We start from the raw sequence: 26,453 nt of genomic DNA on the forward strand, positions 1-26,453 counted from the left end.
TGGGTGAATTAGGCGCAGGAGCGCCTAATTCTGGTTTGAACGGGTTGATCAGGCGTCGAGCATCCGCTGTTCTTCCTCAGCCTTGATCATCTCTTCGTGGTGCCGGCTCGCCTGCACCTCGATGAACAGGCGCGTCACATCCGGGTTCTGCCGCTTGATCGTCTGCTCCATCGAATAGATCGCATCTTCAATCGCACCGGCTTTCACCTGGTCCTCGAAGTCGAGGGAAAGGGCCAGAAGAATATCATGCGGACCGCGGTGCAACGTGCGGATCTCGTTGACCGCTGTCACTGTAGGCGAGGCCTCAACGATCTGGCGTATGCTGGAGATGATCTCCGGCGATGCGCCTTCGCCGATCAGCAAGCCTTTTGTTTCAAAAGCCAGGAAGGCAGCGGTTGCGGCGAGGATCAGGCCGATTGCGATGGAGGCTGCTCCGTCGAGCCATGGCAGGCCAAGCACCTGAGCTGCAGCTAGTCCGATGGCGGCAACCATCAGGCCCAGCATGGCGGCACTGTCCTCGAAGAGAACCGTGAACAAAGTCGGGTCCTTGCTGTCGCGAACCGTCTGGAACAGGCTTCGTCCGCCACGAGTCTGGTTGAACTCTTTCAAGGCAATCCACCAGGCGACAGATTCAAACGCAAAGGCCAATGCCAGAACGATATAGTTGACCATCGGATTGCTGACAGGATGAGGATGGATGACTTTCTGCACGCCCTCGTAGATTGAGACGCCCGACCCGACCGCAAAGATCAAGATCGCCACCACGAACGACCAAAAGTATAATTCAGCACCATATCCAAAAGGATGTTGCTTATCGGCGGGCTGCTTGGCCCGCTTCATGCCGTATAGCAGAAGCCCCTGGTTGCCTGTATCGACAAGAGAGTGAATGCCCTCCGACATCATTGCAGAGGAGCCGGTAAAAGCGGCAGCAGCGAACTTGGTGATGGAAATCAGGCCATTGCCAGCGAGGGCGGCGTAAATCACCTTTTTGGAACCATGGGCGGCCATCGGGCATCCTTCTTGTTGGCGGTCGGTCAGCGGTTCCCGTGACGAACGCTGATGACGGGTCTGTGAAACTCTACTTCGAACTGTGATTATTGGTAGAGCCGAAAGTCTGGCAGCATGGCCTGACACGTGTGAATGCGGCAAAAAAGAGAAGACAGTCAATGAAACAACCGCGAAAAGCCAATCCGGTTCCCATCGGACGTAGACTGATAATAGCCGTTGGCCTGTTTTGCGCTGCGACTTCTGTGGCGAGTGCCGGTGAAGTGGAGATCAACGCGGTCGTTGTGGAGCGTCAGGGCGACAGCTTACGCTTCGACGTGACGCTATTCCATCAGGATGAAGGATGGGATCATTATGCCGACCTGTGGCAGGTGGAAAGTCAAAGCGGCAAGGTGCTGGCCGAACGTGTTCTGCTCCACCCGCATGTAAATGAGCAGCCCTTTAAGCGCTCGCTGTCGGGTGTGAAAATCCCCTCAGAGTTGAATGTGGTCTTCATTCGTGCCCGCGACACCAGGCATGGCTTTGCTTCCAACAGATACAAGGTGCAACTACCAGATTGATGCAGCCCTCGCTGTCTTCCGGATAAAGTCCCTTGCCCATGGGGGCGAGCGCGCCAGGTTTAAGGGAGCCATCCCGATCTTCGGAACCGTCTGCAGGCGGCGTCCGTTTGATCTCTACTTTTCTGGTACAATTGGAGAGCTTTTGGTGCTCGTTCATTATCTCGACAACTCCCGTGCGCATCGCATTCTGTGGCTGCTTGAAGAGCTCGCGGTGAACTACGACGTGAAAACCTACAAGCGCGGTCCTGACATGCGCGCCCCCAAGTCCCTGAAGCAGGTTCATCCGCTGGGGAAGTCGCCGGTCATCGAGGACAATGGACGGGTTGTCGCCGAAAGTGGCGCGATGGTGGAATATCTCCTCGACTTTTATGGAACGGAAACGAAGTTGCGGCCGGCGCCTGGCACAGATGCTCTGCTTGAGTACAGATACTGGCTGCATGCTGCAGAAGGTACGGCGATGCCGATGATCACGCTGAAGCTGATTTTCAAGCTGCTCCCCAAGCAAGTACCATTCTTCGTCAAGCCGCTGGCATCAGCCATCTCCAAAGGCGCGCAGAGCAAGGTGACTGATCCGCAGGCCCGCGATCAGATGGCGATGTGGGAAACTCAGCTGGAGAAAACCGGATGGTTCGCCGGAGACAGTTTCAGCGCAGCGGATATCGCGATGAGTTTCCCGGTCGATGTGGCGGTCGAAAGGTTTAAGCTTGCCCAGCCCGGCCCGGCAACCATCGCATGGCTGGCGGCGATCAAGCGACGCCCTGCCTATCAGCGGGCGCTCAAGAGTGGCGGCGGCTACGATATTGCAAGCTGATAGACGTTGCATGAGCCGGGGCGCAGACGCCGCGATTTATGCCCTATGCCCGGCAGTCCAGCCGGAGATAGGGCATAAGCAGTGCCTTAACCCTGCAACAGGGAGATGATGCCATCGGCGATGAACTGGACGGATAGTGCCGACAGCAGCACACCGAGAAGACGTGTGATGACCAGCTGTGCTGTATCGCCCATCAGGCGCTCGATGCGGTCAGCCAGCAGGAACGACAGCATGCAGGCCACGAGGATCGACAGGATCACAAGTCCCAAACCGACATAGGTCACGGTGTCAGGTGCCTGTCCTGACAGCAGGATGATAGCCGAGATCGCTGCAGGTCCGGCGATCAGCGGGATTGCTAGCGGGAAGATCGCCACTTCATGCATGTCGGCCGGGTCATGGTCGTCGACCGCAGCTTCTGCCGTCTCTGTTTTGCGCTTCTGACGCTTGCCGAATACCATTTCGACGGAGATCAGGAACAGCAGCACACCGCCTGCGACGCGAAACGCGGAAACGGAAATTCCGAGGATTTCCAGCACTGCATTGCCCGTCACATAGAAGACAAGAAGAATGAGGAAGGCGGTGATGGTGGCGCGGATCGCAATCTTGCGCCGGTCCTGCTTGGAGTATCCGGCGGTGACTGCCAGGAACATCGGCGCCAGTCCAACCGGGTCGATCGTCACAAACAGTGTCGCGAAAGCATTGATGAGAAAGTCCGACATGGGCTTCGAAAGCCTTTCAAATTGAGGCCGGAAAGGCCGCGGATTCCTGAGAGTTCTTGTGTCCTTCTAGCCCCGATTTTGGTGCTTCCTTAAGGGGGAGGGCAAAAACAATTTTCCTGCCTGTGAACTGTTTGCGTAACATATTGAATTTATTGCGTAAAACTTATTTGACGAAAGGCTCCCTGATTTGGTTGCGAGCGATGAATCGGATATAAACAACTTAGCAATAACAATATATATGAGTGCTTTCTTTGGCTGAGCAGGACAATAGCATACCGGGCGGGGGATCGTCCGATATCAAGCCGATTTCCATCGTCGACGAAATGAAGAGCAGTTATCTCGATTACGCCATGAGCGTCATCGTGAGCCGTGCTCTTCCTGATGTGCGCGACGGATTGAAGCCGGTTCATCGCCGCATTCTCTTCTCGATGCATGAAAACGGCTATGAGTGGAACAAACCCTATCGCAAGTCGGCCCGTGTGGTCGGTGATGTTATGGGTAAGTATCACCCCCATGGCGACAGCGCGATCTACGACGCGCTCGTGCGTATGGCGCAGAACTTCTCTCTGCGACTGCCGCTGATCGACGGACAGGGCAACTTCGGCTCTGTTGATGGCGATCCGGCGGCGGCGATGCGATACACTGAGTGTCGTCTGCAGAAGGTCGCCCACAAGCTTCTTGATGACATCGACAAGGAAACGGTCGACTTCCAGGAAAACTACGACAACTCCGAAAGTGAGCCTGTCGTTCTTCCGGCCAAGTTCCCGAACCTCCTGGTCAATGGCGCCGGTGGTATTGCTGTCGGCATGGCGACCAACATTCCTCCCCATAACCTGGGTGAAGTGATCGACGCAGCGATTGCCATCATGGAAAATCCGGCGCTGACGCTCGAAGAACTGATGGAGATTGTTCCCGGTCCGGACTTCCCGACCGGCGGCATCATCCTTGGCCGTTCCGGCATCCGCTCAGCCTATGAAACAGCACGTGGTTCGGTCCCGATCCGGGGCAGGGTCAATGTCGAGGAAATCCGCAAGGATCGCTTCGCGCTGATCATCACCGAGATCCCGTATCAGGTGAACAAGTCCTCGATGATCGAGAAGATCGCCGAAGCTGTCCGCGACAAGCGTATCGAAGGCATCTCGGACATCCGCGACGAGTCCGATCGCTCGGGCATGCGTGTCGTTGTCGAGTTGAAGCGCGACGCTGTCCCCGACGTGGTTCTCAACCAGCTCTATCGCTTCTCGCAGCTTCAGACCTCCTTCGGTTGCAACATTGTTGCGCTGAACGGCGGCAAGCCCGAGCAGCTGACACTGGCCGACATGCTGAAGGCCTTCGTCGCCTTCCGTGAGGAAGTGATCCAGCGTCGGACACGCTTCCTTCTGCGCAAGTGTCGTGACCGCGCCCACATCTTGGTAGGTCTCGGCATTGCCGTTGCCAATATTGACGAAGTCATCAAGCTGATCCGTTCTGCGCCGGATCCGGCGACAGCCCGTCGTCAGTTAATGGAACGCAATTGGCCGGCTAAGGACGTGGAAGCTTTGATCCTCTTGATCGATGATCCACGTCACATGGTTCAGGACGATGGCACCTACAAGTTGTCCGAAGAGCAGGCCCGAGCAATCCTCGAGCTGCGTCTGCAGCGCCTGACGGCGATGGGTCGTGAGGAAATCGAGGAAGAGCTGAACAAGATCGGTGCCGAGATCTCCGAATACCTGTCAATTCTGCGTTCACGCGCCAGAATTCAGGAGATCATTCGCGACGAAATGCTTGAGATCAAAGAGAACTTCGCGACGCCGCGCCGTACCGAGATCATCGAGGGTGGCCCTGACTTCGACGAAGAAGATCTGATCCAGCGTGAAGACATGGTCGTGACCGTGTCTCACACCGGCTACGTCAAGCGGGTTCCTCTTGCCACGTACCGCGCTCAGCGGCGCGGCGGAAAAGGTCGCTCGGGCATGGCAACCAAGGACGAGGATTTCGTTACCCGTCTTTTCATTGCCAACACCCACACGCCGGTGTTGTTCTTCTCGTCGCGCGGCATTTGTTACAAGATGAAGGTCTGGCGCCTGCCGCTTGGCGGGCCGAATTCGCGTGGCAAGGCCATGGTCAATCTTCTGCCGCTGGAACAGGGCGAACAGATCACCTCGATCCTGCCGCTGCCGGAGGATGAGGACAGCTGGGCGAACCTGGATGTTATGTTTGCTACGGTTCGTGGCACCGTCCGTCGCAACAAGCTGTCCGACTTCGTTCAGATCAACCGCAACGGCAAGATTGCGATGAAGCTGGAAGACGGCGACGGCATTGTTGGCGTCGACACCTGTTCGGAACTTTCCGACATCATGCTGACCACCGCTTCTGGCCAATGTATTCGGTTCCCGGCAACGGACGTGCGCGTCTTCGCCGGCCGAAATTCGGTCGGGGTTCGCGGTATTCGCCTGAGCGATGACGATCACATCATCTCGATGCAGATCCTTCACCACATCGATGTGTCCGCTGAAGAGCGTGCAGCCTATCTCAAGATGTCCCGTGCTCTGCGCGGTGAGACGGAAGAGAGCAGCAACAGCGATGAAGAGGCAGTGGAAGCTGGAGCTCTGCCGCAGGAGCGCTATGCCGAAATGAGTGCCGCGGAACAGATCATTCTGACCCTTTCCGAAAACGGCTACGGCAAACGCACGTCGTCCTTCGAGTACCGGGTGACCGGCCGTGGCGGCAAAGGCATCACGGCCATGGCGGTGAATGCGCGAAACGGCAATCTCGTGGCGTCTTTCCCGGTTGAGGACAAGAACCAGATCATGCTGGTAACCAACGGCGGCCAGCTCATTCGCTGCCCGATCGAAGGAATCCGCATTGCCGGCCGCTCAACCCAGGGCGTGATTGTCTTCAAGACGGCAAAAGACGAGAATGTCGTTGCCGTCGAGCGCATCACGGATGTGGATGAAGAAGATGATGGCCTGATCGACGGTGAAGTGGTCGAAGGCGCGGTCGTTGAAGGTACTGTGGTTGAAGGCGAAGCTGCCGGATCTGCAGACACCGCATCAGCTGATGCCGAAACGCCAAGCGCTGATGGCGATGCGGGCGATAGCGCTGCCGAGACAGACTCCGACGAAGGCAAGGAAGGGGACGCTTAAGGCGTCGTCTTTCTCAGGCTTTTGAACAAAAAAATGCAGCGGCTGGATTTGATCTCGCCGCTGCATTTCATTTTGAAGATCGATTTTTCATGTGGCCCGCAAGAGCCCGGTCCCGGATCGGGGCAATGGATGATGCGCATCAACCGTTGCTCGGAACCCGTGCAAGAACCGTGGTGTTGTTGCCGGCAGGCTTTTCAACGGTGCGGAAATTGACCGCACGAACATTTGTCTGGCCACTCAGCGATGCTGCACAATCAGCCGAATATGCGCCCCAGGCCTGTCCGTCACAAACATTGCTCGAAGCAACGACACGGTCGCTCTTGGTGGCGATAGCGCCCTGTGTCTCGGCGGGGCTTGCGTTTGAAGATTCGGCAGTAAATGGGTTAAGGGCAATTGCTGTCGCCATGACGACCGCTGCACAGGCCGCAATGGTCACTCCGGCGATGTGTGTTGCGGTTGTCGGGCGCATAGCTCTTACATTGGACCGAAAGACGTCGGTGCCGAATTTTTCCAGGAACGGATCGTTTTCGTAAGTATTGATGCTGGTCATTTTAAATCTCCCTGCAGTGTGCCTGCTGTTGATGTGTAAATGCATCTTTACGAGTTTGGTTCCCGAGTACCGTGACAGCCATCACATAATGTTCGTCTTTGTTCTTTGCCAGTGAAGGCATTTTCCATTGGAACAGACTTGTTTGTCTTGTCCGCAGCGACGCATCACGCTATTGAGGGCGCCATGAAACGCATCGCGCTATATCCAGGGTCATTCGACCCGGTCACCAACGGGCACATGGACATCCTTCGGCAAGCACTCGGGCTGGCCGATGAGGTCATTGTCGCTATCGGCATACACCCTGGAAAGTCGCCCCTGTTTACCTTTGAAGAGCGTAGGGAACTCCTGGAGGCTTGCGTCCATTTGGCCTTTGGCGCCGAGGCGGCAGCGCGTTTGAAGGTTGTGTCCTTCTCCAATCTGCTGATCGAGACGGCCCGCGAGCTGAAGGCGTCTATCCTTGTACGCGGTTTGCGCGACGGAACGGATCTGGATTACGAAATGCAGATGGCTGGGATGAACCTGACACTGGCAAAAGACATTCAGACTGTGTTTTTGCCGGCCAGTCCGACCAGCCGCCACATCACCGCCACGCTTGTTCGTCAAATCGCTAAGATGGGCGGTGATGCAACCGCCTTCGTGCCCCCCGCTGTCGCTGCACCCTTGAAAGAGAAGTGCAGCAAGTAGACCGGCCGGTGGCCAGATTTTTCGTGAAACCGATGGAGTTCCCCTTGTTTCGATTGTTTTCCGTGTTCGCGGTACTTGGCGCGCTTCTGTTCGCGCCTCTGAGTGCAAATGCTTCGGATCTTGATCCAGAAAATACGCTTTACATGGATCTGAAGGATGGCCGCGTCGTCATTCGCCTATTGCCCGACATTGCGCCAAAGCATGTCGCCCGGATCAAGGAGCTGACGCGCGAAGGCTTTTACAACGGCATCGTGTTTCACCGCGTCATTGACGGCTTCATGGCTCAAACCGGCGATCCCACCGGCACAGGCATGGGGGGCTCCAACAAGCCCGACCTGAAGGCCGAGTTCTCCGACAAGTCATTCGCCAGAGGCGTGATCGGAATGGCGCGTGCCGCCGATCCAAACAGCGCCAACTCGCAGTTCTTCTTTGTCTTCAAGGAAGCCAGCTGGCTGGATGGCCAATACACCATCTGGGGAGAGGTGGTTGAAGGCATGGAGTACATCGATGCCATTGAGCGCGGCGAACCGCCGGCCAATCCCGACAAGATCATCAAGATGCAGGTTGCGGCCGACGCAGGCTGAACCGCAAAGTCGCCAAAATGAATAACCCCGCAGGCGGGGACAAGACCAAAGGACTGAAAATGCCCGATATCAAAGACCCTGAAAACACGCTTGTACTGGACACCACCCAGGGCACAGTAACCATCGAAATGCGTCCGGACCTTGCCCCGACCCATGTTGCTCGCATCAAGGAACTGGTTCGCGAAGGTTTCTACGACGGTGTGGTTTTTCACCGCGTGATCGATGGCTTCATGGCGCAGACCGGCTGCCCGCAGGGCACAGGGACGGGCGGCTCTGGCAAGAAGCTGCGCGCTGAGTTCTCCAAGGAGAAGCACGTTCGCGGCACATGTTCGATGGCTCGTTCGATGGACCCGAACTCCGGCGACAGCCAGTTCTTCATCTGCTTCCAGGACGCACCTTGGCTTGACGCCCAGTACACAGTCTGGGGCAAGGTGATCGATGGTATGGACAATGTCGACAACCTGAAGCGCGGTGAGCCGGTCAAGAACCCGGACAAGATCAACTCTTTCAAAGTCGCAGCTGACGCCTGATCAAGGCGCACACGACGTGATTGCAGCAGCGCGGGGTCCCAGGCCCCGCGCTGTTTGCTTGAGAGGTCTGCAGCACTGTGGCCGTGATGGTTGACCCTGTGCAGGACAGCGTCTAAGAGCGGCCTCAAGGGTTCGATCTGCAATGATCGGACGATGATTTCCAACACTTGAATGGCTTGAAGACCAACCGCCCCATGCGCGTAGACCTGTTCGATTTCGAGCTTCCCAACGAACGAATTGCCTTGCGGCCGGCTCGCCCGCGTGATTCTGCACGCATGCTGGTTGTTCGCCCGGGCCAAAGTCCCGAGCTGACGGACACCGGTGTTGCCGATCTGGCTGCTTGTCTTGATCCCGGTGACGCGCTGGTCTTCAACGACACCAAGGTCATTCCCGCACAGCTTGAAGGCACCCGCACGCGCGGTGACGCAGTGGCCAGGATTTCTGCAACGCTGCACCTGCGTTCCGACATTGACCGTTGGTGGGCCTTTGTTCGCCCAGCCAAGAAGTTGGTGATCGGTGACCGTGTGCGTTTTGGCAGCGACGACGAAACCTGTCTGACCGGCACTCTGGATGCGACGGTGGCCGACAAGGGAGACGCCGGGGAGGTACTGTTCGTCTTCGACCTGTCCGGCCCGGCTCTCGATGACGCCATCATCGCCGTCGGCCATATTCCTTTGCCGCCTTACATCGCGCTGAAGCGCGGTGAGGATGCTCAGGATCGCGAAGACTATCAGACGATGTTTGCCGACCGAAACGGTGCGGTAGCGGCACCGACCGCCGGACTGCACTTCACGCCCGCCTTGCTGGACAGTCTGACAGCGCGTGGCATCGAGCAGCACCGTGTCACCTTGCACGTCGGTGCCGGCACGTTCCTTCCGGTCAAGACCGATGAGACCGATGAGCACAAGATGCATGCGGAGTGGGGCGAAATCAGCGCCGACACAGTCGCCGCGCTCACAGCCGTGAAGGCCCGCGGCAACAAGGTCGTGTCCGTCGGCACCACATCGCTCAGGATTTTGGAAAGCGCCTCGCAAGGGCCGGAAGGCTTGCAGCCTTTCTCTGGGGAGACGTCGATCTTCATCACACCGGGCTATCGGTTCCGCACGATTGACGCTCTGATGACCAACTTCCATTTGCCGAAATCAACTCTCTTCATGTTGGTTTCCGCCTTCTCGGGCCTGGAAACCATGCGGGCAGCTTATGCCCATGCCATCAAGACCGAATACCGCTTTTACAGCTACGGAGATTCCTCCCTGCTGTTTCCGGCAGTCGGCGCGCTAGCGAAAGACTGAACCCATGAGCGACGCACCCAAGACCGACCCGACACCAATTCCGGCCAATGCGTCTGATAATCCGGCGCCTTTCGCCTTTGAGTTGAAGAAGACAGATGGGCGTGCTCGGCGCGGAGCAATCCGCACGCCGCATGGCACGGTTCAAACGCCTGCCTTCATGCCGGTTGGAACTCAGGCCACCGTCAAGGCGATGTTCATGGGGCACGTGGAAGCAACTGGTGCGGAAGTGGTGCTTGGCAACACCTACCATCTGATGCTGCGCCCGACGGCGGAACGGGTGAACCGACTCGGTGGATTGCACAAGTTCATGAATTGGAACAAGACGATCCTGACCGACAGTGGCGGCTTTCAGGTGATGTCGCTGGCGCAGTTGCGCAAGCTGGATGAAGAAGGCGTGCGCTTTCAGAGCCATATCGATGGTCAAAAGTATCACCTGACGCCGGAACGCTCCGTCGAGATCCAGGGCCTTCTTGGCTCGGACATTCAGATGCAACTGGACGAGTGCATCAAGCTTCCGGCGTCGCGCGAAGAAGTACAGCGCGCCATGGAGTTGTCTCTGCGATGGGCGGCACGCTCTCGCCAGCAGTTCGAAACAATGGGTGGCCCGGCAAAGGGTCAGGCGCTCTACGGCATTGTTCAGGGGGGCGATGTTGGAGACCTGCGCATTCGCTCAGCAGAAGAACTCGGCAAATTACCGTTTGAAGGCTATTCGGTCGGTGGACTGGCCGTAGGCGAGCCCCAGGAAGTCATGCTGGAGATGCTGGACATTACCTTGCCAGCAATGCCCGAGGACAAGCCGCGCTATCTGATGGGCGTCGGCACTCCGGATGACTTGCTGGAAAGCGTCAAACGCGGCATTGATCAGTTTGATTGTGTCATGCCAACACGCGCCGGTCGTCACGGTCTTGCCTACACCCGCTATGGCAAGGTCAACCTGAAGAACGCCCGGCACCAGGACGATCATCGTCCGCTGGATGAGGCATCAGACTGCGAGGCCACCCATCATTATTCGCGCGCCTATTTGCACCATCTGGTGCGCACCGGCGAAGGCCTGGCTGCCATGCTGCTGACCTGGAACAACATCCACTATTATCAGACCCTCATGCGCGAAATGCGCGAGGCAATCGAGGCCGGACGGTTTGACGACTTCTATCAAGAGACCAAAGAGAATTGGGCACGCGGCGATATCGCTGCGCTGTAAGGCTTGCCTTGTGAAGACATGGGCATTGCTAAAAAGCCGGGGCAGATGCTCCGGCTTTTTTGTCAGGCGGCCAGACCGGAGGACTTAGTCAGATAGCAGCCAGAGATTTTCCAGGTACCGTCGTCCTGCTGCTCAAAACTGTAAAGAGCCAGCCAGTTCTGCCCTTTGGGTCCGATAAGATAGACTTCCTGAACTGGCCCGAAATCCGTGTCCTTGATCTTGCCGAAGGTGACGGATTGCGGCCGATAGACCGGCGGATAGCCACGCTTCACCATTTCAATGAATACGTCCGGAGACTGGTATCGCTTCTGCAAGGTGCGCGTTGCCAGCCCGAAGGCGGACGTGGCATCGCCGCGCTGAAACGCTTGCATCTGGTTCTGGATGATTTGCCGGAAGGTTCGGCTCTCAGAAGATCCATCGGCCCGCACCAGACTGGCAGGCAGGGATAGAATCGTTGCAAGAGCAACGAGGTGAAAAAGCTGACGAAACCGCATGACGGAGCGCTCCTCTTCTTGGCACACAAGAAGTGTACGCAGGAAACGCTGCAAAAGATTGCTGTCAATTTGCGCAAGGGTAAAAATGAGCCAGACAAGCGACTGGGAAGATCAGGTTCCAAGAGCCTAAAGCCGCCAGAGAGTGACGTGCTCAGGCGTTGTTTCCCGTGGCAGGCTGGCAGAGATATCAGCGACCAGACAGCGGCCCCCATCACTTAGCTGCTTGATCAGCCCCCAACCATGCTCTTGCGCCAGATAAGCCTGATGCGGCACGGCCACCACATAGGCATCCGCGCCCTGTAGCTCCGCAAGGTCGGAGAGCGACAGCCCGTATTCCTCGTGAACTTCATCCGTTTGGGCCAGCGGATCATGAACGAGCACTTCCGCCCCGAATTCCTGAAGCTCGCGAATCAGATCGACCACCTTGGAATTGCGCGTATCAGGCACATTCGCCTTGTAGGTGATGCCGAGGACGCCGATTTTAAGCGGTAAGGGCCGCCCCAGTTTGACGCAGGCCTGGATTACCTTTCCTGCGACAAAGCCAGGCATGTTCTCATTGGTTCCGCGACCGGCGAGGATCACCTGCGGTGTCAGCCCGAGTTCATGAGCCTTGTGGGTCAGATAGTAGGGGTCAACACCGATACAGTGGCCCCCGACCAGCCCGGGCTGGAAGGGCAGGAAATTCCACTTGGTCGAAGCCCCGGCCAACACGTCGCGCGTGTCCAGACCCATGGTCTGAAACATCTGCGCCAACTCGTTCATCAAGGCAATGTTGAGGTCCCGCTGGGTGTTCTCGATAACCTTGGCAGCTTCCGCCGTCTTGATGTTTGGCGCCTTGTGTATGCCGGCCGTTACAACACCACCGTAAACGCCAGCGAGAAACTCCGTCACTTCGGGCGTGTTGCCCGCAACGATCTTGACGATATCCTTGAAGTCGCGGTCCGGATCGCCCGGATTGATCCGTTCCGGAGAGTACCCCAGGGAGAAGTCCTGCGGATAGGAAAGGCCGGAGTGTTTGACCAGGATCGGCAAGGCGATCTCTTCAGTCACCCCCGGATAGACTGTGGATTCAAACACCACGGTCATGCCACGGCGCAGGACTTTGCCGACCGTCTGAGCCGCACCGCGAAGCGCCCGCATATCGGGACGTTTGGCCTGATCGACGGGCGTCGGGACCGCAACGATCACCACATCCGCAATGGCCATCTCGCTCGCGACATCCGTAAAGGAGAGCCCGGCAACCCGCAGGCGCGAAGGGGCAACGGATCCGGTTGCATCTTCTCCGGCGCGCAAAGACTCTATCCGGGCGGAATTGATATCAAACCCGATAACCGCATGGCCGGCCTCCGCAAAGGCAACGGCTACGGGAAGTCCGACATAGCCCAATCCAACGACGGCCAAACGGGGCAGGGCAGTGGACTGGAATGACATGCGGAAGAGGCTCCGAAAGAGGCAAGGGGGTAGGGATTGGACTCAGCGACCCGAACACTGCGCGCCTGCTGATTAACGCAAAAGCCGGACCGCGTCATCCACGATCCGGCTTCAATTTTTGCAATCAGTATGCCTACTCGGCAGCAGCCGGCTGGTTGATCATCTGGTTCAGCATCGGCACCAGTTCGCGCGCAAGGTTGTCGTCTTCCAGAGCATAGGCAACATTCGCTGTCAGGAACCCGGCCTTCGAGCCGCAATCATAGCTGTGGCCTTCAAAACGCAGGGAGGCGAACTGCTGATCATCCATCAGCGACAGCATGCTGTCGGTCAACTGGATCTCGCCACCCGCACCTTTTTCCATGCGCGACAGAAGATCGAAGATTTCCGGCTGCAGAATGTATCGGCCGGTAATCATCAGATTGGAGGGGGCAGTTCCAGGCTCAGGCTTCTCGACCATGCCCGTGATCTTTGAGGCCCGGTCGTTGATCTTCTCGCCCAGTTCGACGATGCCGTACTTGTAGGTTTGGTCCTCAGGCACTTCTTCAACAGCAATGACGTTTCCGCCCTGCTCATTGTAGATGTCGACCATCTGCTTGAGACAGCTCTGCTGAGACTTGATAATCACGTCCGGCAGAAGTACGGCAAACGGCTCGCGGCCGATAATGTCGCGGGCGCACCAGATCGCATGTCCCAGACCCAGCGGCTCCTGCTGGCGGGTGAAGCTGGTTGACCCGGCATTCGGTCGAAGTTTTTCAAGCAGCTCCAGCGCTTCATCCTTATGGCGACGCTTCAGCGTTTCTTCCAGCTCATACGCACGGTCGAAGTGATCGGCAATCACGGTCTTGTTACGGCCCGTCACAAAGACGATGTGCTCGATGCCCGCTGCCCTTGCTTCATCCACCACGTATTGGATGATCGGCCGGTCGACGATGGTTAGCATTTCCTTCGGAACCGCCTTGGTGGCGGGCAGAAAACGGGTACCAAGACCAGCGACAGGCAAGACGGCTTTGCGGATCGGTTTGTTCATAGGGGCAAAATCCACGAATGTTATTGGACCAGAAACGGGAGGGTTAAAGGTCACGGGGATGGCGACACTTTGATGTCACAACGCATGAATAAGGTTTTGGTTTCCTGCAAACGCACAGAGTATGACGGGAGGGTCTCATCTTTACGAATTTGACCAAACGGCAACAGCTTAACCTTAGCCGATGGACGCGATAAAACAAACTTCGGAAGGCACATTACCGCAAGGCCCGGCTATCGCCCTTTTCCGTCGTTGATGCCGCCGGCCGTGTTGCTCCGTCTCGTAAGAAAGGCTAAGGAGAGGGCGATTTTATTCAACTCCAGGTCTGCCTCTAGGATCCGAACCTCATGACATCCGCAAATCGCGCCGTTCAGGTCGCCAATGTCACTTTCTCGAATGACGCGCCGTTCTCGCTGATCGCAGGCCCTTGCCAGATGGAAAGCCGCGAGCACGTTCTGGAGTGCGCCGCAGCGGTCAAAGAGATAGCTGACAGTCTTGGTATCTCGGTTGTCTTCAAGGCATCCTTCGACAAGGCGAACCGGACGTCGCTTTCCGGCAAGCGTGGGGTCGGCCTGAAGGACGCCCTGCCGATTTTCGCAGAAATCAAGGAAACCACTGGAATGCCGGTCGTAACCGACATTCATACTGCAGAGCAATGCGCTCCAGTGGCTGAGGTCGTTGATATCCTGCAGATCCCGGCTTTCTTGTGCCGCCAGACCGACTTGCTGATTGCCGCAGCCAAGACCGGCGCCGTGATCAACATCAAGAAGGGGCAGTTCCTGGCACCCTGGGACATGCAGAACGTCCTCAGCAAGGTGACCGAAAGTGGTAATCCGAACGTGCTGCTGACTGAGCGTGGCGCAAGCTTTGGCTACAACACATTGGTCAGCGACATGCGCGCCCTGCCGATCATGGCCGAAACCGGAGCGCCGGTGGTGTTTGACGCCACACATTCCGTGCAGCAGCCTGGTGGACTTGGCGGCTCGACCGGTGGCGATCGCCGCATGGTGGCAGTTCTCGCCCGTGCCGCTGTCGCCGTCGGTGTTGGTGGTCTCTTCATCGAAACCCACCCGGATCCGGACAACGCGCCTTCTGACGGTCCGAACATGGTTCCACTGAAGGATCTCGCAGCGCTTTTGAAAGAGCTGCAGGCGATTGATGCCGTGGTAAAGGCGGCGCGCTGAGCCTGAGCTACAGCGCCCACCAATAAGTAATCTGAGCCATCGCGGCTGTCCCCAAACAGGCTGCGTCCCAAGGCTCATGGGAGAAACAGGACCTCATCCTCTCAAATTTTCGAGGTCCATGAGAAGGAGTAGACAATGACCGCAATCATTGACGTGACGGCGCGCGAAATTCTGGACAGCCGCGGCAACCCAACCGTGGAAGTCGATGTATTCCTGGAAGATGGGTCTTTTGGCCGCGCAGCGGTTCCTTCAGGCGCGTCCACTGGCGCTCACGAAGCTGTAGAACTGCGCGATGGCGGTGCCCGTTTCCTTGGAAAGGGCGTTCTGCAGGCAGTCGACGCGGTCAACTCCGAGATTTTCGAGGCGATCGCCGGAATGGATTCCGAAGATCAGCTGGCCCTTGACCAGTCGATGATTGATCTGGACGGCACAGAGAACAAGGCGCGCCTTGGCGCCAACGCTATTCTCGGTGTGTCGCTCGCCAATGCCCGTGCGGCTGCGCAGGCCTGTGGCCTGCCGCTCTACCGCTACGTTGGCGGTACAAGCGCACGCACTCTGCCCGTTCCGATGATGAACATCATCAACGGTGGCGCTCATGCCGATAACCCAATCGACTTTCAGGAATTCATGATTGTGCCGGTCGGCGCGGAAAACCTGAAGGAAGCCGTTCGCATGGGGGCGGAAGTCTTCCATACACTGAAGAAGTCCCTGAACGCCGCTGGTCACAACACCAACGTCGGCGACGAAGGCGGATTTGCGCCCGGCCTGAAGTCGACTGACGAAGCCATCGGCTTTGTCATGAAGGCAATCGAAACAGCCGGATACAAGCCGGGCGAAGACATGTTCCTGGCGCTCGATGCGGCCGCGACCGAGTTCTTCAAGGATGGCAAATACGAGCTGGAAGGCGAAGGCAAGTCGCTCGATCCGGATCAGATGGCAAAGTATCTGGACGATCTCGTCTCCCGTTATCCGATCATCTCCGTGGAAGATGGCCTTGCCGAAGACGACTGGAACGGCTGGAAAGCGGCAACCGACCTGTTCGGTTCCAAGTGTCAGCTGGTTGGCGATGATCTCTTCGTGACCAACTCCAAGCGTTTGCGCCAGGGTATCGACATGGGTGTGGCAAACTCCATCCTGGTCAAGGTCAATCAGATCGGTACGCTGTCTGAGACCCTCGATGCCGTGGAAACAGCTCACAAGGCTGGCTACACTGCCGTGATGTCTCACCGCTCCGGCGAAACCGAAGATGCGACGATTGCCGATCTCGCGGTTGCCACCAACTGCGGGCAGATCAAGACAGGCTCTCTGGCCCGTTCCGACCGGTTGGCCAAATACAACCAGCTGATTCGCATCGAAGAAGAGCTCGGCCCGCTGGCGCATTATGCCGGTCGCTCCGTTCTGCGCGGCTAACCACAGCCGACTGCGAAACAAGAAGAAGGCCGGGGCATTTGCTCCGGCCTTTTTGGTTCAGGCAGACAGGAAGTCGATTACATCTTGTAGATGGACTTCACGTTGACGAACTCCTTCATGCCAAAGCCGCCATGCTCGCGGCCATAGCCGGAGTCCTTGACACCCCCAAACGGCATGTTCGGGATCGCGATATTGTAGCCGTTGATGCAGATCATGCCGGTGTCAAAATGCTTCTCGGCAAGCTCTCGGGCGCGCTCTTCGTTTTTGGAGAAGATACCGCCACCCAGGCCGTAGCGGCTGTCATTTGCCACGCGGATGGCCTCATCATCGTCTTTTACCTTGATCACAGATGCGACAGGGCCGAACAGCTCGTCGTCATAGGCTGGTTGTCCCGGCTGCACATTACTGAGAACGGTTGCCGGATAGTAGGCGCCTTTTTGATCGGGGATCTTTCCACCGCATTCAATCCTGGCGCCCTTGGTGACACTGTCATCCACCTGTTTGGCCAGCTCGTCGCGCAATTGCGTGCGTGACATTGGCCCAAGGCCGGTACCTTCTTGTGTCGGATCACCCAGTTTGACGGCGTTCATCTGCTCGACAAAGCGCTTGAGGAATTCGTCGTGGTGGTTTTCCGTCACAATGAAGCGCTTGGCGTTCACGCAAGTCTGGCCGTTATTGTAGATGCGGCCCTGAACGCAGGTTTTGACGGCAAGCTCCAGATCTGCATCACTGAGCACCAGATAGGCGTCGTTCGAGCCAAGTTCCAACACAGTTTTCTTCAGGTTCTCGGCGGCTTTCTGCGCCACTTTTCGGCCTGCGCCATCAGAGCCTGTCAGGGTGACGCCGCGCACGAGTTCGTGTTCGATCACCTTGTCGGATTGATCGTGGTCGATCACCAGGACCTTGAAGAGATGCTTCGGCAGGCCGGCGCGTTCAAACACGTCGCGCAGCATCAAGCCACTGCCGGTGCAGGTTTCAGCGTGTTTCAGCAACACGCCATTGCCGGCCATCAGGTTGGCGATGGCATAGCGCACAGCTTGGTAGCAGGGGAAATTCCACGGCTGAATGCCATAAATGATGCCAAGCGGAGCGTAAGCTACTACTCCCGTGCCGCCGGGAATATCGCGCTCTTCAGAGGCCAGAGCTTTAGGACCGGATTCGGCTGTGAATTCGCATATGGCGGCGCAAAGTTCCACTTCGTCCTTGCTGTCTTTCAAAAGCTTACCGACCTCCTGCGTCATAAGGGCAGCCAGCTCTTCCTTGCTGTTTCGCAATTCCTTGGCAATGGCGCGCAGAACATCAGCACGCTCCTCCAGAGACAGCGTTTTCCATTCGGAAAAGGCGGCCTGGCATTGATCGATTGCCTGAGAAACGTCCGTGTCGCTCATATAGGCATAGGTCGCGATGGGCTGTTCCGTTGCCGGATTGATCGTTTGAACTTCGCGGGTCATTTTCTGTCCTCTTCGAGTCTAGGTACAGAGCTAACGCGTGACCCGCCGTTTCCTTTCCAAGATGAATTATATTTTACATTGCAACTTTTTGGCGCTTCGGATCGCTTGCACAAAAACGCCCGAAACCAGCCCTATCAGGCGTGGTTCCGCGCGAAAATCATAAAGGCTCAAATTTCGGATACAGGTTCGTTGGACTGGGTCTCCTTGGCGTGCAACAGAGCGGCTACAAGGGTTTCCGGAGTTTCAGCGCCATTGACCGAAAACCGTCCGTCGATAATAAAGCATGGCACTCCCGTGACACCCATGAAGCGGGCACGGTCAACCTGATGCTGAATTTTCTCGAGATCACTGTCCGTCTCCAGCAGCTGTTCGACCAGATCCGACTCCATGCCGGCCTTGGCTGAAATCTCCACCAGTGTCTTGCTGTCGGTCAGGTCCTTGCCTTCGAGGAAATATGCCCTGAACAGCAGTTCCACCACTTCGTCCTGCAGCTTGTCGGCCCGAGCCCATAGAATAAGGCGATGACAATCTAGTGTGTTCGGCGACAAGGCAATCTTGTCGAAGGCAAAGTCGATCCCTTCGCCTTTTCCGGCTTCTTTGATCTGCTCGTAAAATGTCGACGCTGCAGCGGCACCGCCAAATTTATCGCTCAGATAAGTTTGACGATCCTTGCCGGTCTTTGGCAGGCTGGGATCGAGTTGATAGGGATGCCAGCCAATTTCGATGTTGAGGTCCGGAACCTTGGCCAGGGCCGTCTCCAACCGGCGCTTGCCGATGAAACACCAGGGACACATCACATCGGAAATGATGTCGACGGTGAGGACCTGTTCGTCAGCCATATGGCAGTCTCTCCTAAGGGTAGAATTTGATCCAAGCCTAGGCGTTTCACGGGACAAGGTCTAGCGGGCGCCCCCCTATCAACGGTTAACTTGGTAAAGGCGGGAAGGACAGGCGCGTACCGGTTAAAGCCGGGTATGCCCGAGAATAGCCGTGATCCGCTCTTGAAGGCGTTCGAGCCCGCGGCGGCTTTTCAGCACGGCAACAGGGCCCAGTTCAGCGACCTGACAGACAAGATCCTCTTCGCGGCTGGTTGCATCGGCCACAGACAGGACGGTCTCATAAAGGTCAGGCGCCAGTTGAAGCGCGACAACGGTTTCGCCAAGGTTTGCAGCCTGCATCCGCAGCTGGTAGGGCACGAGCCCACGTTTGGCGAGCGCTTGCTGGGTCAGCGCCAGATAGGTCTCGAAGGTTGCCAGCGGCACACCGCCGGAGCGGATCTGACGCATGACGAAATGATGCGTTTCGGCCAGAACCCGATCTGCCAGACGTCGACGTTTGCCCTGGCGGATTGCTATGACCAAGCGCTGCGGCAATGTGGTCTCATCGATCGGCGCCAGCAGAACGTCGGTCGCACCAGCACGGTAGAGTACGGCAGAATCGGCCGCATCCTCACTGACCACCAGGGTCGGCAAGGCCGCAAAACGCGAATCACGCCGCAAGCGGTGCAAGGTTTCCAGGGCATCGGCAAACGGCTCGTCGACGACCACCGCATCAAAGGCCCGATGTTCAAGATAGTCTTCTCCAATCGCCTGGTTAAGCGCGCCGACCACCTGGACAGCCGAAGAATTCGCACTCTGAAGATGCAAAAAGCGACCCGTTACGCCGATCACAAGCAAGCCGCTGCCGCCGGAAAAGCGCTTCGCGACACCATAGCCGGAAAGCCGTCCGAACACTTGGCGGCGGATACGGGCCTCTTCTGAACGGATCATCGCTCGCTGAAGACTGCAGATGGCCGAGAAAATCACATCCGCAGGCGTCGCCGTGTCCAGCACAGCGTTGGCGCGCAAGGAAGACGCAGCTGTGGGGACCGTTCCCCCGAGCAGCAGGAGAGGGACTTCCGATGGCAGGTCAGACAGCGCCTGCCTCACAAATGCTCCAAAGGCGGCCCCGGCCTCACCGTCCAAACAGGCGCTGGAGACAAGAACGGCCATCGGCAGCGGCGCCTTCTCGGCAACGAGAGTCTGGCCCGTGCGCGCAGCATCCAGCAGATTGATCGACTTCGGTTGGCCCGGCAACGGTGGCTGGTCCGGCGACAAGCCAAACGCCTCAAGCCCCTGGCCTGTATGCCACAGAGGTCCATGCCAGGAGAGAGAAGGATCCAGATCCATTTTGTTTCAATCGGTTCGGCTCAGCTCATGGGGCTGAAGCAATCACAGTGCGGGCAAAAGGCAGGTCATGCGACTTTGGAAGGCAGCCGTTGAGTGCGCAAGGTCAGGCGTTCCCGATCAACCCGGCCATCTGCCTGACGCGGTAGCGACTGAAGCACGAGAACCCTGTTTGGAATTGCGGCCAAATCGACGCCCTGGGCATCCAGAAAGGCGAAGAAGGCCTTCGCATCAGGAACCCGTCCAGGTGTCGGCACGACCGCTGCATAAAGGCGCGCACCCATGACTCCATCCTCGACAACGAAGGCCGCAGCCTCTGCTATGTCGGGATAGCTGGAATACACATCGTCAATCGCTGTCAGATCGCCGATCCCCGGCGCAAGCTGGCCGGGAATCCCGAAGCTCTGCAGGGTTTCGCCATCCCAATCCGGCTTCAAAGTGGTTTCCAGAACGCCTTCACCCACATTCTTGGCGGCCACACCAGCGACATCGTCCAGTCCGGCACCTTGGTGCCACTTCAGTCCCGGAACCATCGGACCTTCAAAGCTCAGTTGAGCGCTTTGGCCCTCTTCGCCCTTGGTGACGTTGACTTCCACAAGGGCCGGCCCGCTTTCACGCCCCGCTGACCCGAACTGCTTTCCCGGTGGAAAGTTGACAGGCGTTCCGGTTTCGGGGCGGCGATGAGCGACAAGCGCGAATTCATCGGCGACATGAACGTCGACCATGCGGTGGCGGGGGGTATAATTCGTCGCCCTTGGTGAGGCCACATTCCAGGCGGCGATCATCGTCTTCTCGTGGGCGATCGCTTGATCCAGAACGGCTACAAGAGGGCCCGGGGCGAGCACTACATCCGCTTTGACCGCCGTGGCATGGTCGGCGAGCCTCTTGAGTGAGGTCGGATGATGCAGATGCAGACTGCCACCGGTCATCAGCCAGGGCAGGACGCCGGTTCCAAGCCCGGTGAGGCCACTCAAAGCGTAAGGCACGAGGAACCGGGGAGCATCGTCCAGCTCCATCTCGCGCAGCAAGGCTTCGCCGGCCGCTGTCCAGTGGTTATGGCACCGTGTCATCGGCTGGCTTTCCGCACCGCTGCGGGTCCAGGAAATCGTCGCAACGTGGTCAGAAGCCGACGGGCGATCAGAGGCCGGCAGGATCAGATCGTCGCCGATTTCAGCCAGCATCGTTCCGAGTTCGATCAGCCCGTCCGGAACCTCTTTGCCCAGACCGAAGACGAAGCGCAGCGAGAAAAGTTCCGCCGCCACATCTCTGGCATCATTGCCGACCATGCGGGTTTCGACCCGGTCAGCGGCGACAAACCCCTTGGCACCGATGGAATTCAGCGCCGCGACGACATTTTTCTGCCGCCAATGCAAGGGGAGGGGCGTGACGACAAGATCTGCTCGCAACGCCGCCAGAAAAGCAATCACCATGTCGACAGTGTTGGGCGCCTGAAGCCCGATGACATGGTCTGCGGCCAGACCGACTGTGCGAAAGAACCCGGCGAGCCGCTCGATTTCCCGGTCCGCCTCGCCATAAGTCACCTGTCGTGGCTCGCCGCCAGTCCACTCGGCCTTATCCGGCGCATCGGCGATGGCCAGACGGTCCGGCGCAGCTTCGGCGGTTTTCTTGAACAGTTGATCCAGAGTCAGATCCGACCAGGCGCCTTGGCGCTTGTAGGTCTCCGCAAAGGTGTCGGATACGGCTTTCATGGCATTCTTTCCAGTGACCACTTGGTCGTTCTTGTTCGTCGCTGAGGCGTCCACTTTACTGGTCTGCTCCGGCCCACCAGCTGTCATATTGATGACCATAGAGGGGGCTTTCATCGGGACCTTGCACCCGCCCCCAACGGCCAAGCCATTCTTCGCCCACATGATACAGGGGCACCGCGTAGGCACCGGAAATCAGCAGCCGGTCGAAGGCTCGTACGGCAGAGACGAATTCGTCCTGGGTGCGGGCCGCCACGATGGCATCAATCAGGGCGTCGATGGCCGGATCGCTGGCACCGACGATATTGAAAGACCCTTCAGCCTCCGCTGCGGCCGATGACCAGCGGCCATATTGCTCAGAGCCCGGTGACAGGGAAGCGGTCCAGGTGTTGAAGACCATGTCGAAGTTGCGCGAGATACGACGATCCTCGAACTGGGCCGGATCGACATTGCGCACGCTGACATCAATACCAAGAAGCGTCAGGCTACGCTTGTAGGCCAGCGCCAGTTTCTCTTCGTCTTCGTTCTTGGTCAGGATTTCAAAAGCCAATGGGTCACCGGAGGCGGTGTTCACCAGCTTCTTGTCCTTCAGCGCGTACCCTGCATCCTTGAAGATGCCCATGGCAGCGCGCAGAACCTTGCGGTCGCGGCCCGAGCCATCGGCCTGCGAAGGACGCCAGGTTCCGTTCATGACTTCTGGCTGCACCGCGTCTGCGAAGGGAGCCAGAAGTGCCTGTTCCCGCTCGTCTGCCGGCCGACCGATTGCACTCAGGATCGACCCGTCCCAATAGCCGGCGGTGCGGGTGTAAAGCCCAAAATAGATGTTCTTGTTGACCCATTCGAAATCGAACAGCATCGACAGCGCGCGACGTACGCGGACATCTTCAAACTTTGGCTCGCGGGTATTGAAGGCAAGACCCTGCATCGCAGCCGGAGTACCGAGTTCAATTTCCTGCTTTACGACGCGACCATCATTGAAGGCGGGGAAGTCGAAACCAGTTACCCAGCGAACCGGATCGCGGAACTGCAGCACATCGATAAGCCCCTTCTTGAAGGCCTCCTGAAGGCTGGTCTCATCGCGGAAATAATCGACGCGGATCTCATCGAAATTGTCGAAGCCGCGTTTGACCGGCAGGTCTTTGGCCCAATAGTCCGGGTTCTTCTTGTAGACCACACGTTTGCCCGGATCGATTTCAGAAAAAACATAGGGCCCGGTGCCGATGGGTGCGACGAGGGTCGACTTATCGAAGGTTTCCGCATCCGTATGGGCCTTGGAGAGAATCGGCGCCAGAGCAATCAGCAATGGAAGCTCGCGGTTGTCGCCATTCTCGAAGTTGAGACGGATTGTCCGCTCGTCCGGGTATCCCTTCGACACAATCGATCCGTACCAATTGCGGTAGGGCGGGCGTCCCTTGTCGCGAATGATGTCAAAGGAGAACGCCACATCCTCTACCGTCACCGGCGTTCCATCGGAAAAAGCAGCCTTCGGATTGAGGGTGAACTCGATCCACTCGCGATTTTCCGGCATCCGGACGCTTTCAGCCAGATGTGCATAGAGCGTGAACGGCTCGCCATAGGAACGCATCAGCAGGCTTTCAAAGATATTGCTGCCGAATTCCCGTTCCTTCATGCCGCGCGCGCTGGTCCAGCCACCCTGGACGATGAAGGAATTGAGGCTGTCAAATGTGCCCTGAACGCCGAGCTTGAGTATGCCGCCTTGCGGTGCATCCGGGTTTGCATAGGGGAAATGAGTGAAATCCGGTTCCAATGCCGGCTCACCATGCATGGCAATCGCATGCACCCAGGGGACACTCTCTTCGGCGGCAAATGACTTGCTCACAGGCATGGTGCTCAGCAGCATGGCAGCCCCCCCTGCAAGGGCAGTCCGTCCGACGCTTTTGAAGGTCGGAAAACGGCAAAAGTACGGGGAAAGCAAGTGAAGCATCAAGTGGGCCCAAGTCGCTGCAAAGGAGTTGATTCCAGACAAATCCTATCACAATCAAGACTGCGAGGATGGCCGCAAGTGTTAAGGACTTTGGTTACTCAACCCTTAATTCAGCCCTTCAACTCTCAGTCTAACCGTTGCAGGAACGTCACCATATCGCCCTATTCGTACATCAACCAGAGTTGAAACGTTAATCCTGCACTGCCGCACTTGAAGTTGCAGCCCAGATGCCGCAGAAAGTCCGCAGAAGACCGCGCTCTTAGAGATTGAGGATGGTTCCTATGAAGAAAATGTTCAAAAGAGGATTGATTGGCGGTGCTGTTGCAGCGCTCGCGATCTCCTCTTTTACCGGTGTGACCCAGGCTCAGGAAACGGCTGAAGATCAGCAGTCTCCATGGGTCAAGGTGTGCAATGTCGATCCTAAGGTCGGTAAGGAAATTTGCCTTATCACGCAGGAGCTGCGCACCAACACCGGACAGTTCCTCGCATCGGTCGCGGTTCGCGAGATCGAAGGCGAAGCGCGCAAGACGCTTCTTGTCGCTGTGCCAACCGGTATGTTGATCCAACCTGGTCTCCGGGTTCAGATCGATCAAGGCAAGCAGGTTCAGGGCAAATACGGTATTTGCTTCCCGAACGCCTGTTATTCCGAACTGGTGATTGATGCTGGTTTCGTCACATCGATGAAACAGGGCGGCAAACTGATTCTTACCACTTTGAACCAGCAGGCCAAGCCGATCCCGATGGATCTGACCCTGATTGGCTTTACCAAGGTTTATGACGGCGCGCCAATGGACGTCGCCGAGCTGCAGAAGCGCAATGAAGAGCTTCAGGCGGAGCTGCAGAAAAAGGCACTCGAACAGCGCCAGAAGCTGATTGACGCCCAGAAGACCGCGACAGACCAGTAAGTCCGAACTTCACAGCAATAAAAACTGAAAAACGCGGCTCCGGGGCCGCGTTTTTTTCATATCTGCCGTCTGATGCTCGCAGATGAAAATTCCGACGAGGGGACAGATCAGTGCAGATCGACACCGCGCGGAACGTAGGATCCGTCGGACTGCTCATCAAAAATTTCGGCAAGTTGAGGGTGACGAATCGGATCGCCGGTAATATCGGCAATGAGGTTTTGCTCACTCACATAAGCGACGTATTCGGTTTCCTCATTCTCCGCCAGCAGATGATAGAATGGCTGATCCCGGCTTGGACGAACGTCCTCAGGGATGGCATCCCACCACTCTTCAGTGTTGGAAAACGTCGGGTCCACATCGAAGATAACGCCGCGAAACGGATAAATCCGGTGCCGGACGACCTGACCGATTTTGAATTTTGCCGTACGCATACTCTTGAACCTGGACTAGTAATCTGGACCCGGAAATAAGTCGTCTTGCAGAATCTGACAAGTCCGGAGCTTTATGTAGTGCGTTCTATTGATAAGGCAAAGTGCTCTAGAGACCGTAAATTTCCGAAAAATTCTTGTCGCGCGCCGCGACCTGTTTGGCCAGGTCGACGATCACCTTTGCCTGTTTCCAGGTGGCATCGTCCTGCATTTTACCGTCAATCATAACGGCGCCGGTTCCATCCGGCATTGCATCGAGAATCTTTCTTGCAAATGCAACTTCCTCCGCATCCGGGCTGAAGACCCGTTTGGCAATGTCGATCTGGCTGGGGTGCAGCGACCATGCGCCGGCACACCCCATCAGAAAGGCATTGCGAAACTGCGCTTCGCAGGCCTCTGGATCAGAGAAGTCGCCAAACGGGCCGTAGAAGGCCTTGAGGCCGTAGGTCTGGCAGGCATCCACCATGCGGGCAATTGTGTAATGCCAAAGATCCTGCTGAAACGCCGGGCGGGGAAGACTGTCGCCTTCAAGGTCCGCCAGAACCCGGTACCCCGGATGACCACCGCCAACGCGCGTGGTCTTCATGCCGCGCGACGCCGCAAGATCCGCCGGTCCGAGGCTCATACCCTGCATGCGCGGTGAGGCGGCTGCGATCTCCTCGACATTCTTGACCCCCTGCGCGGTTTCCAGGATCGCATGGATGAGGATAGGCTTGGATACTCCAGCTTGGGCCTCGAGTTGCGCCAGAACCTGGTCGAGATAATGAACGTCCCAAGCGCCTTCGACCTTGGGAAGCATGATGACGTCCAGCTTGTCCTTCAGGGCCGGAACAATCGCCATCAGGTCATCGAGCACCCACGGACTGTTGAGGCAGTTGATTCGAACCCAGAGCCCGGTGTCGCCGAAGTCATTCTCCTGACCCATGGCGATGAAGCCGTCACGAGCAGCTTCTTTCGCATCGGCCGGAATGGCATCTTCGAGATTGCCCAGAACCACATCAACCTGAGAAATCAGCTGCGGAACTTTGGCGCGCACCTTTTCGATGTGTGGCGGTACGAAATGGATCATCCGCTCGGTGCGGATCGGCAGACTTGTCAGGGGAACCGGTGCGCCAATTGCCAGCGGCTTGAAGAAATCACGGGGCGGTTTCATGGGACGAACACTCCTGACAACGGTTGGATGAGCCTTCATAGCGACTTTGCCGCAGGGCCCATATTCCCCATAAGTGGAGGGTCTTCGCAACTG

24 protein-coding genes are annotated in these 26,453 nt (G+C 57.4%); 11 read left to right on the plus strand and 13 right to left on the minus strand.

Annotation, left to right across the window (positions count from 1 at the left end):
* Positions 1–48: 48 nt before the first annotated feature.
* Positions 49–1,008, minus strand: a complete 960-nt coding sequence (locus tag J0X15_RS04135) for a cation diffusion facilitator family transporter (RefSeq protein ID WP_206938444.1) — start codon at positions 1,006–1,008, stop codon at positions 49–51.
* 158 nt (positions 1,009–1,166) lie between these two features.
* Here J0X15_RS04135 and J0X15_RS04140 point away from each other — a divergent pair, with 158 nt between their 5' ends.
* Together J0X15_RS04140 and J0X15_RS04145 are read left to right on the plus strand one after the other, a co-directional pair.
* A complete protein-coding gene (locus J0X15_RS04140; protein WP_206938446.1) occupies positions 1,167–1,565 on the plus strand; it encodes a hypothetical protein in 399 nt (132 codons plus the stop codon).
* Between the two features lie 142 nt (positions 1,566–1,707).
* Positions 1,708–2,376, plus strand: a complete 669-nt coding sequence (locus J0X15_RS04145) for a glutathione S-transferase family protein (RefSeq protein ID WP_209015136.1) — start codon at positions 1,708–1,710, stop codon at positions 2,374–2,376.
* Positions 2,377–2,462: 86 nt separating this feature from the next.
* On the opposite strand, the gene J0X15_RS04150 is transcribed toward J0X15_RS04145, so the two are convergent.
* Positions 2,463–3,095: a MarC family protein gene (locus J0X15_RS04150; protein ID WP_206938450.1), complete on the minus strand. Its 633-nt coding sequence runs from the start codon at positions 3,093–3,095 to the stop codon at positions 2,463–2,465.
* A gap of 323 nt (positions 3,096–3,418) precedes the next feature.
* Between J0X15_RS04150 and gyrA the strand changes: the two genes are divergently transcribed.
* A complete protein-coding gene (gene gyrA, locus J0X15_RS04155; RefSeq protein WP_408015328.1) occupies positions 3,419–6,223 on the plus strand; it encodes a DNA gyrase subunit A in 2,805 nt (934 codons plus the stop codon).
* Positions 6,224–6,362: 139 nt separating this feature from the next.
* Here gyrA and J0X15_RS04160 read toward each other — a convergent pair whose 3' ends face one another.
* Positions 6,363–6,773: a phosphopantetheine adenylyltransferase gene (locus J0X15_RS04160; RefSeq protein ID WP_206938453.1), complete on the minus strand. Its 411-nt coding sequence runs from the start codon at positions 6,771–6,773 to the stop codon at positions 6,363–6,365.
* A gap of 183 nt (positions 6,774–6,956) precedes the next feature.
* Between J0X15_RS04160 and coaD the strand changes: the two genes are divergently transcribed.
* From coaD to tgt, 5 genes are all read left to right on the plus strand, one after another.
* On the plus strand, positions 6,957–7,457 hold the full coding sequence (gene coaD, locus J0X15_RS04165; protein ID WP_206938454.1) for a pantetheine-phosphate adenylyltransferase: 501 nt from the start codon (positions 6,957–6,959) through the stop codon (positions 7,455–7,457).
* Positions 7,458–7,501: 44 nt separating this feature from the next.
* Positions 7,502–8,041 carry a peptidylprolyl isomerase gene (locus J0X15_RS04170; protein ID WP_231710290.1) on the plus strand — a complete coding sequence of 180 codons (540 nt, stop codon included), beginning with the start codon at positions 7,502–7,504 and terminating at the stop codon, positions 8,039–8,041.
* Between the two features lie 59 nt (positions 8,042–8,100).
* Positions 8,101–8,571 (plus strand): peptidylprolyl isomerase, encoded by a 471-nt coding sequence (locus tag J0X15_RS04175; protein ID WP_206938455.1) that lies wholly within the window; start codon positions 8,101–8,103, stop codon positions 8,569–8,571.
* Between the two features lie 194 nt (positions 8,572–8,765).
* Positions 8,766–9,863, plus strand: a complete 1,098-nt coding sequence (queA, locus tag J0X15_RS04180; RefSeq protein ID WP_206938456.1) for a tRNA preQ1(34) S-adenosylmethionine ribosyltransferase-isomerase QueA — start codon at positions 8,766–8,768, stop codon at positions 9,861–9,863.
* A 4-nt stretch (positions 9,864–9,867) separates the two neighbouring features.
* Complete coding sequence (gene tgt / locus J0X15_RS04185) at positions 9,868–11,064, plus strand: tRNA guanosine(34) transglycosylase Tgt (protein ID WP_206938457.1); 1,197 nt, start codon at positions 9,868–9,870, stop codon at positions 11,062–11,064.
* 62 nt (positions 11,065–11,126) lie between these two features.
* Here tgt and J0X15_RS04190 read toward each other — a convergent pair whose 3' ends face one another.
* From J0X15_RS04190 to galU, 3 genes are all read right to left on the minus strand, one after another.
* Complete coding sequence (locus J0X15_RS04190; RefSeq protein WP_206938458.1) at positions 11,127–11,558, minus strand: DUF4864 domain-containing protein; 432 nt, start codon at positions 11,556–11,558, stop codon at positions 11,127–11,129.
* Positions 11,559–11,684: 126 nt separating this feature from the next.
* A complete protein-coding gene (locus J0X15_RS04195) occupies positions 11,685–12,989 on the minus strand; it encodes a nucleotide sugar dehydrogenase (RefSeq protein ID WP_206938465.1) in 1,305 nt (434 codons plus the stop codon).
* A gap of 133 nt (positions 12,990–13,122) precedes the next feature.
* Entirely contained in the window at positions 13,123–14,016 is an 894-nt protein-coding gene (gene galU, locus J0X15_RS04200) for a UTP--glucose-1-phosphate uridylyltransferase GalU (RefSeq protein WP_206938466.1), read from the minus strand.
* A gap of 344 nt (positions 14,017–14,360) precedes the next feature.
* On the opposite strand from galU, the gene kdsA reads away from it, so the two are divergent.
* Entirely contained in the window at positions 14,361–15,197 is an 837-nt protein-coding gene (gene kdsA / locus J0X15_RS04205; RefSeq protein WP_206938467.1) for a 3-deoxy-8-phosphooctulonate synthase, read from the plus strand.
* A gap of 135 nt (positions 15,198–15,332) precedes the next feature.
* The gene (eno, locus tag J0X15_RS04210) at positions 15,333–16,607 is read left to right on the plus strand and encodes a phosphopyruvate hydratase (RefSeq protein WP_206938468.1); all 1,275 of its coding nucleotides are present in this window, start codon (positions 15,333–15,335) and stop codon (positions 16,605–16,607) included.
* A gap of 77 nt (positions 16,608–16,684) precedes the next feature.
* Here eno and J0X15_RS04215 read toward each other — a convergent pair whose 3' ends face one another.
* The 5 genes from J0X15_RS04215 to J0X15_RS04235 form a co-directional block, all read right to left on the minus strand.
* Entirely contained in the window at positions 16,685–18,058 is a 1,374-nt protein-coding gene (locus J0X15_RS04215) for an NAD-dependent succinate-semialdehyde dehydrogenase (RefSeq protein ID WP_206938469.1), read from the minus strand.
* Between the two features lie 167 nt (positions 18,059–18,225).
* Positions 18,226–18,897 (minus strand): DsbA family oxidoreductase, encoded by a 672-nt coding sequence (locus tag J0X15_RS04220; protein WP_206938470.1) that lies wholly within the window; start codon positions 18,895–18,897, stop codon positions 18,226–18,228.
* Between the two features lie 123 nt (positions 18,898–19,020).
* A complete protein-coding gene (locus tag J0X15_RS04225) occupies positions 19,021–20,226 on the minus strand; it encodes a PleD family two-component system response regulator (protein ID WP_206938472.1) in 1,206 nt (401 codons plus the stop codon).
* A gap of 65 nt (positions 20,227–20,291) precedes the next feature.
* Positions 20,292–21,932 carry an AMP-binding protein gene (locus J0X15_RS04230; RefSeq protein ID WP_206938474.1) on the minus strand — a complete coding sequence of 547 codons (1,641 nt, stop codon included), beginning with the start codon at positions 21,930–21,932 and terminating at the stop codon, positions 20,292–20,294.
* 55 nt (positions 21,933–21,987) lie between these two features.
* Positions 21,988–23,865 carry an extracellular solute-binding protein gene (locus J0X15_RS04235; protein ID WP_408015329.1) on the minus strand — a complete coding sequence of 626 codons (1,878 nt, stop codon included), beginning with the start codon at positions 23,863–23,865 and terminating at the stop codon, positions 21,988–21,990.
* 290 nt (positions 23,866–24,155) lie between these two features.
* Between J0X15_RS04235 and J0X15_RS04240 the strand changes: the two genes are divergently transcribed.
* On the plus strand, positions 24,156–24,779 hold the full coding sequence (locus J0X15_RS04240) for an invasion associated locus B family protein (protein WP_206938477.1): 624 nt from the start codon (positions 24,156–24,158) through the stop codon (positions 24,777–24,779).
* 107 nt (positions 24,780–24,886) lie between these two features.
* On the opposite strand, the gene hspQ is transcribed toward J0X15_RS04240, so the two are convergent.
* Both hspQ and J0X15_RS04250 read right to left on the minus strand, forming a co-directional pair.
* Positions 24,887–25,210 carry a heat shock protein HspQ gene (hspQ, locus tag J0X15_RS04245; RefSeq protein ID WP_206938479.1) on the minus strand — a complete coding sequence of 108 codons (324 nt, stop codon included), beginning with the start codon at positions 25,208–25,210 and terminating at the stop codon, positions 24,887–24,889.
* Between the two features lie 106 nt (positions 25,211–25,316).
* On the minus strand, positions 25,317–26,360 hold the full coding sequence (locus J0X15_RS04250; RefSeq protein WP_206938481.1) for an HpcH/HpaI aldolase/citrate lyase family protein: 1,044 nt from the start codon (positions 26,358–26,360) through the stop codon (positions 25,317–25,319).
* Positions 26,361–26,453 lie beyond the last annotated feature (93 nt).

Origin of the sequence: Roseibium limicola (assembly GCF_017313085.1) — a bacterium.
GTDB lineage: Bacteria > Pseudomonadota > Alphaproteobacteria > Rhizobiales > Stappiaceae > Roseibium > Roseibium limicola.

What these genes read in the sequence shown, in the direction of transcription:
- J0X15_RS04225 (WP_206938472.1), bottom strand. Translation starts at nt 20,226, where the DNA reads ATGGATCTGGATCCTTCTCTCTCCTGGCATGGACCTCTGTGGCATACA.
- J0X15_RS04175 (WP_206938455.1), top strand. Translation starts at nt 8,101, where the DNA reads ATGCCCGATATCAAAGACCCTGAAAACACGCTTGTACTGGACACCACC.
- eno (WP_206938468.1), top strand. Translation starts at nt 15,333, where the DNA reads ATGACCGCAATCATTGACGTGACGGCGCGCGAAATTCTGGACAGCCGC.
- J0X15_RS04240 (WP_206938477.1), top strand. Translation starts at nt 24,156, where the DNA reads ATGAAGAAAATGTTCAAAAGAGGATTGATTGGCGGTGCTGTTGCAGCG.
- J0X15_RS04140 (WP_206938446.1), top strand. Translation starts at nt 1,167, where the DNA reads ATGAAACAACCGCGAAAAGCCAATCCGGTTCCCATCGGACGTAGACTG.
- tgt (WP_206938457.1), top strand. Translation starts at nt 9,868, where the DNA reads ATGAGCGACGCACCCAAGACCGACCCGACACCAATTCCGGCCAATGCG.
- galU (WP_206938466.1), bottom strand. Translation starts at nt 14,016, where the DNA reads ATGAACAAACCGATCCGCAAAGCCGTCTTGCCTGTCGCTGGTCTTGGT.
- J0X15_RS04230 (WP_206938474.1), bottom strand. Translation starts at nt 21,932, where the DNA reads ATGAAAGCCGTATCCGACACCTTTGCGGAGACCTACAAGCGCCAAGGC.
- queA (WP_206938456.1), top strand. Translation starts at nt 8,766, where the DNA reads ATGCGCGTAGACCTGTTCGATTTCGAGCTTCCCAACGAACGAATTGCC.
- hspQ (WP_206938479.1), bottom strand. Translation starts at nt 25,210, where the DNA reads ATGCGTACGGCAAAATTCAAAATCGGTCAGGTCGTCCGGCACCGGATT.
- J0X15_RS04215 (WP_206938469.1), bottom strand. Translation starts at nt 18,058, where the DNA reads ATGACCCGCGAAGTTCAAACGATCAATCCGGCAACGGAACAGCCCATC.
- J0X15_RS04160 (WP_206938453.1), bottom strand. Translation starts at nt 6,773, where the DNA reads ATGACCAGCATCAATACTTACGAAAACGATCCGTTCCTGGAAAAATTC.
- J0X15_RS04250 (WP_206938481.1), bottom strand. Translation starts at nt 26,360, where the DNA reads ATGAAACCGCCCCGTGATTTCTTCAAGCCGCTGGCAATTGGCGCACCG.
- J0X15_RS04135 (WP_206938444.1), bottom strand. Translation starts at nt 1,008, where the DNA reads ATGGCCGCCCATGGTTCCAAAAAGGTGATTTACGCCGCCCTCGCTGGC.
- kdsA (WP_206938467.1), top strand. Translation starts at nt 14,361, where the DNA reads ATGACATCCGCAAATCGCGCCGTTCAGGTCGCCAATGTCACTTTCTCG.
- gyrA (WP_408015328.1), top strand. Translation starts at nt 3,419, where the DNA reads ATGAAGAGCAGTTATCTCGATTACGCCATGAGCGTCATCGTGAGCCGT.
- J0X15_RS04220 (WP_206938470.1), bottom strand. Translation starts at nt 18,897, where the DNA reads ATGGCTGACGAACAGGTCCTCACCGTCGACATCATTTCCGATGTGATG.
- J0X15_RS04195 (WP_206938465.1), bottom strand. Translation starts at nt 12,989, where the DNA reads ATGTCATTCCAGTCCACTGCCCTGCCCCGTTTGGCCGTCGTTGGATTG.
- J0X15_RS04190 (WP_206938458.1), bottom strand. Translation starts at nt 11,558, where the DNA reads ATGCGGTTTCGTCAGCTTTTTCACCTCGTTGCTCTTGCAACGATTCTA.
- J0X15_RS04150 (WP_206938450.1), bottom strand. Translation starts at nt 3,095, where the DNA reads ATGTCGGACTTTCTCATCAATGCTTTCGCGACACTGTTTGTGACGATC.
- coaD (WP_206938454.1), top strand. Translation starts at nt 6,957, where the DNA reads ATGAAACGCATCGCGCTATATCCAGGGTCATTCGACCCGGTCACCAAC.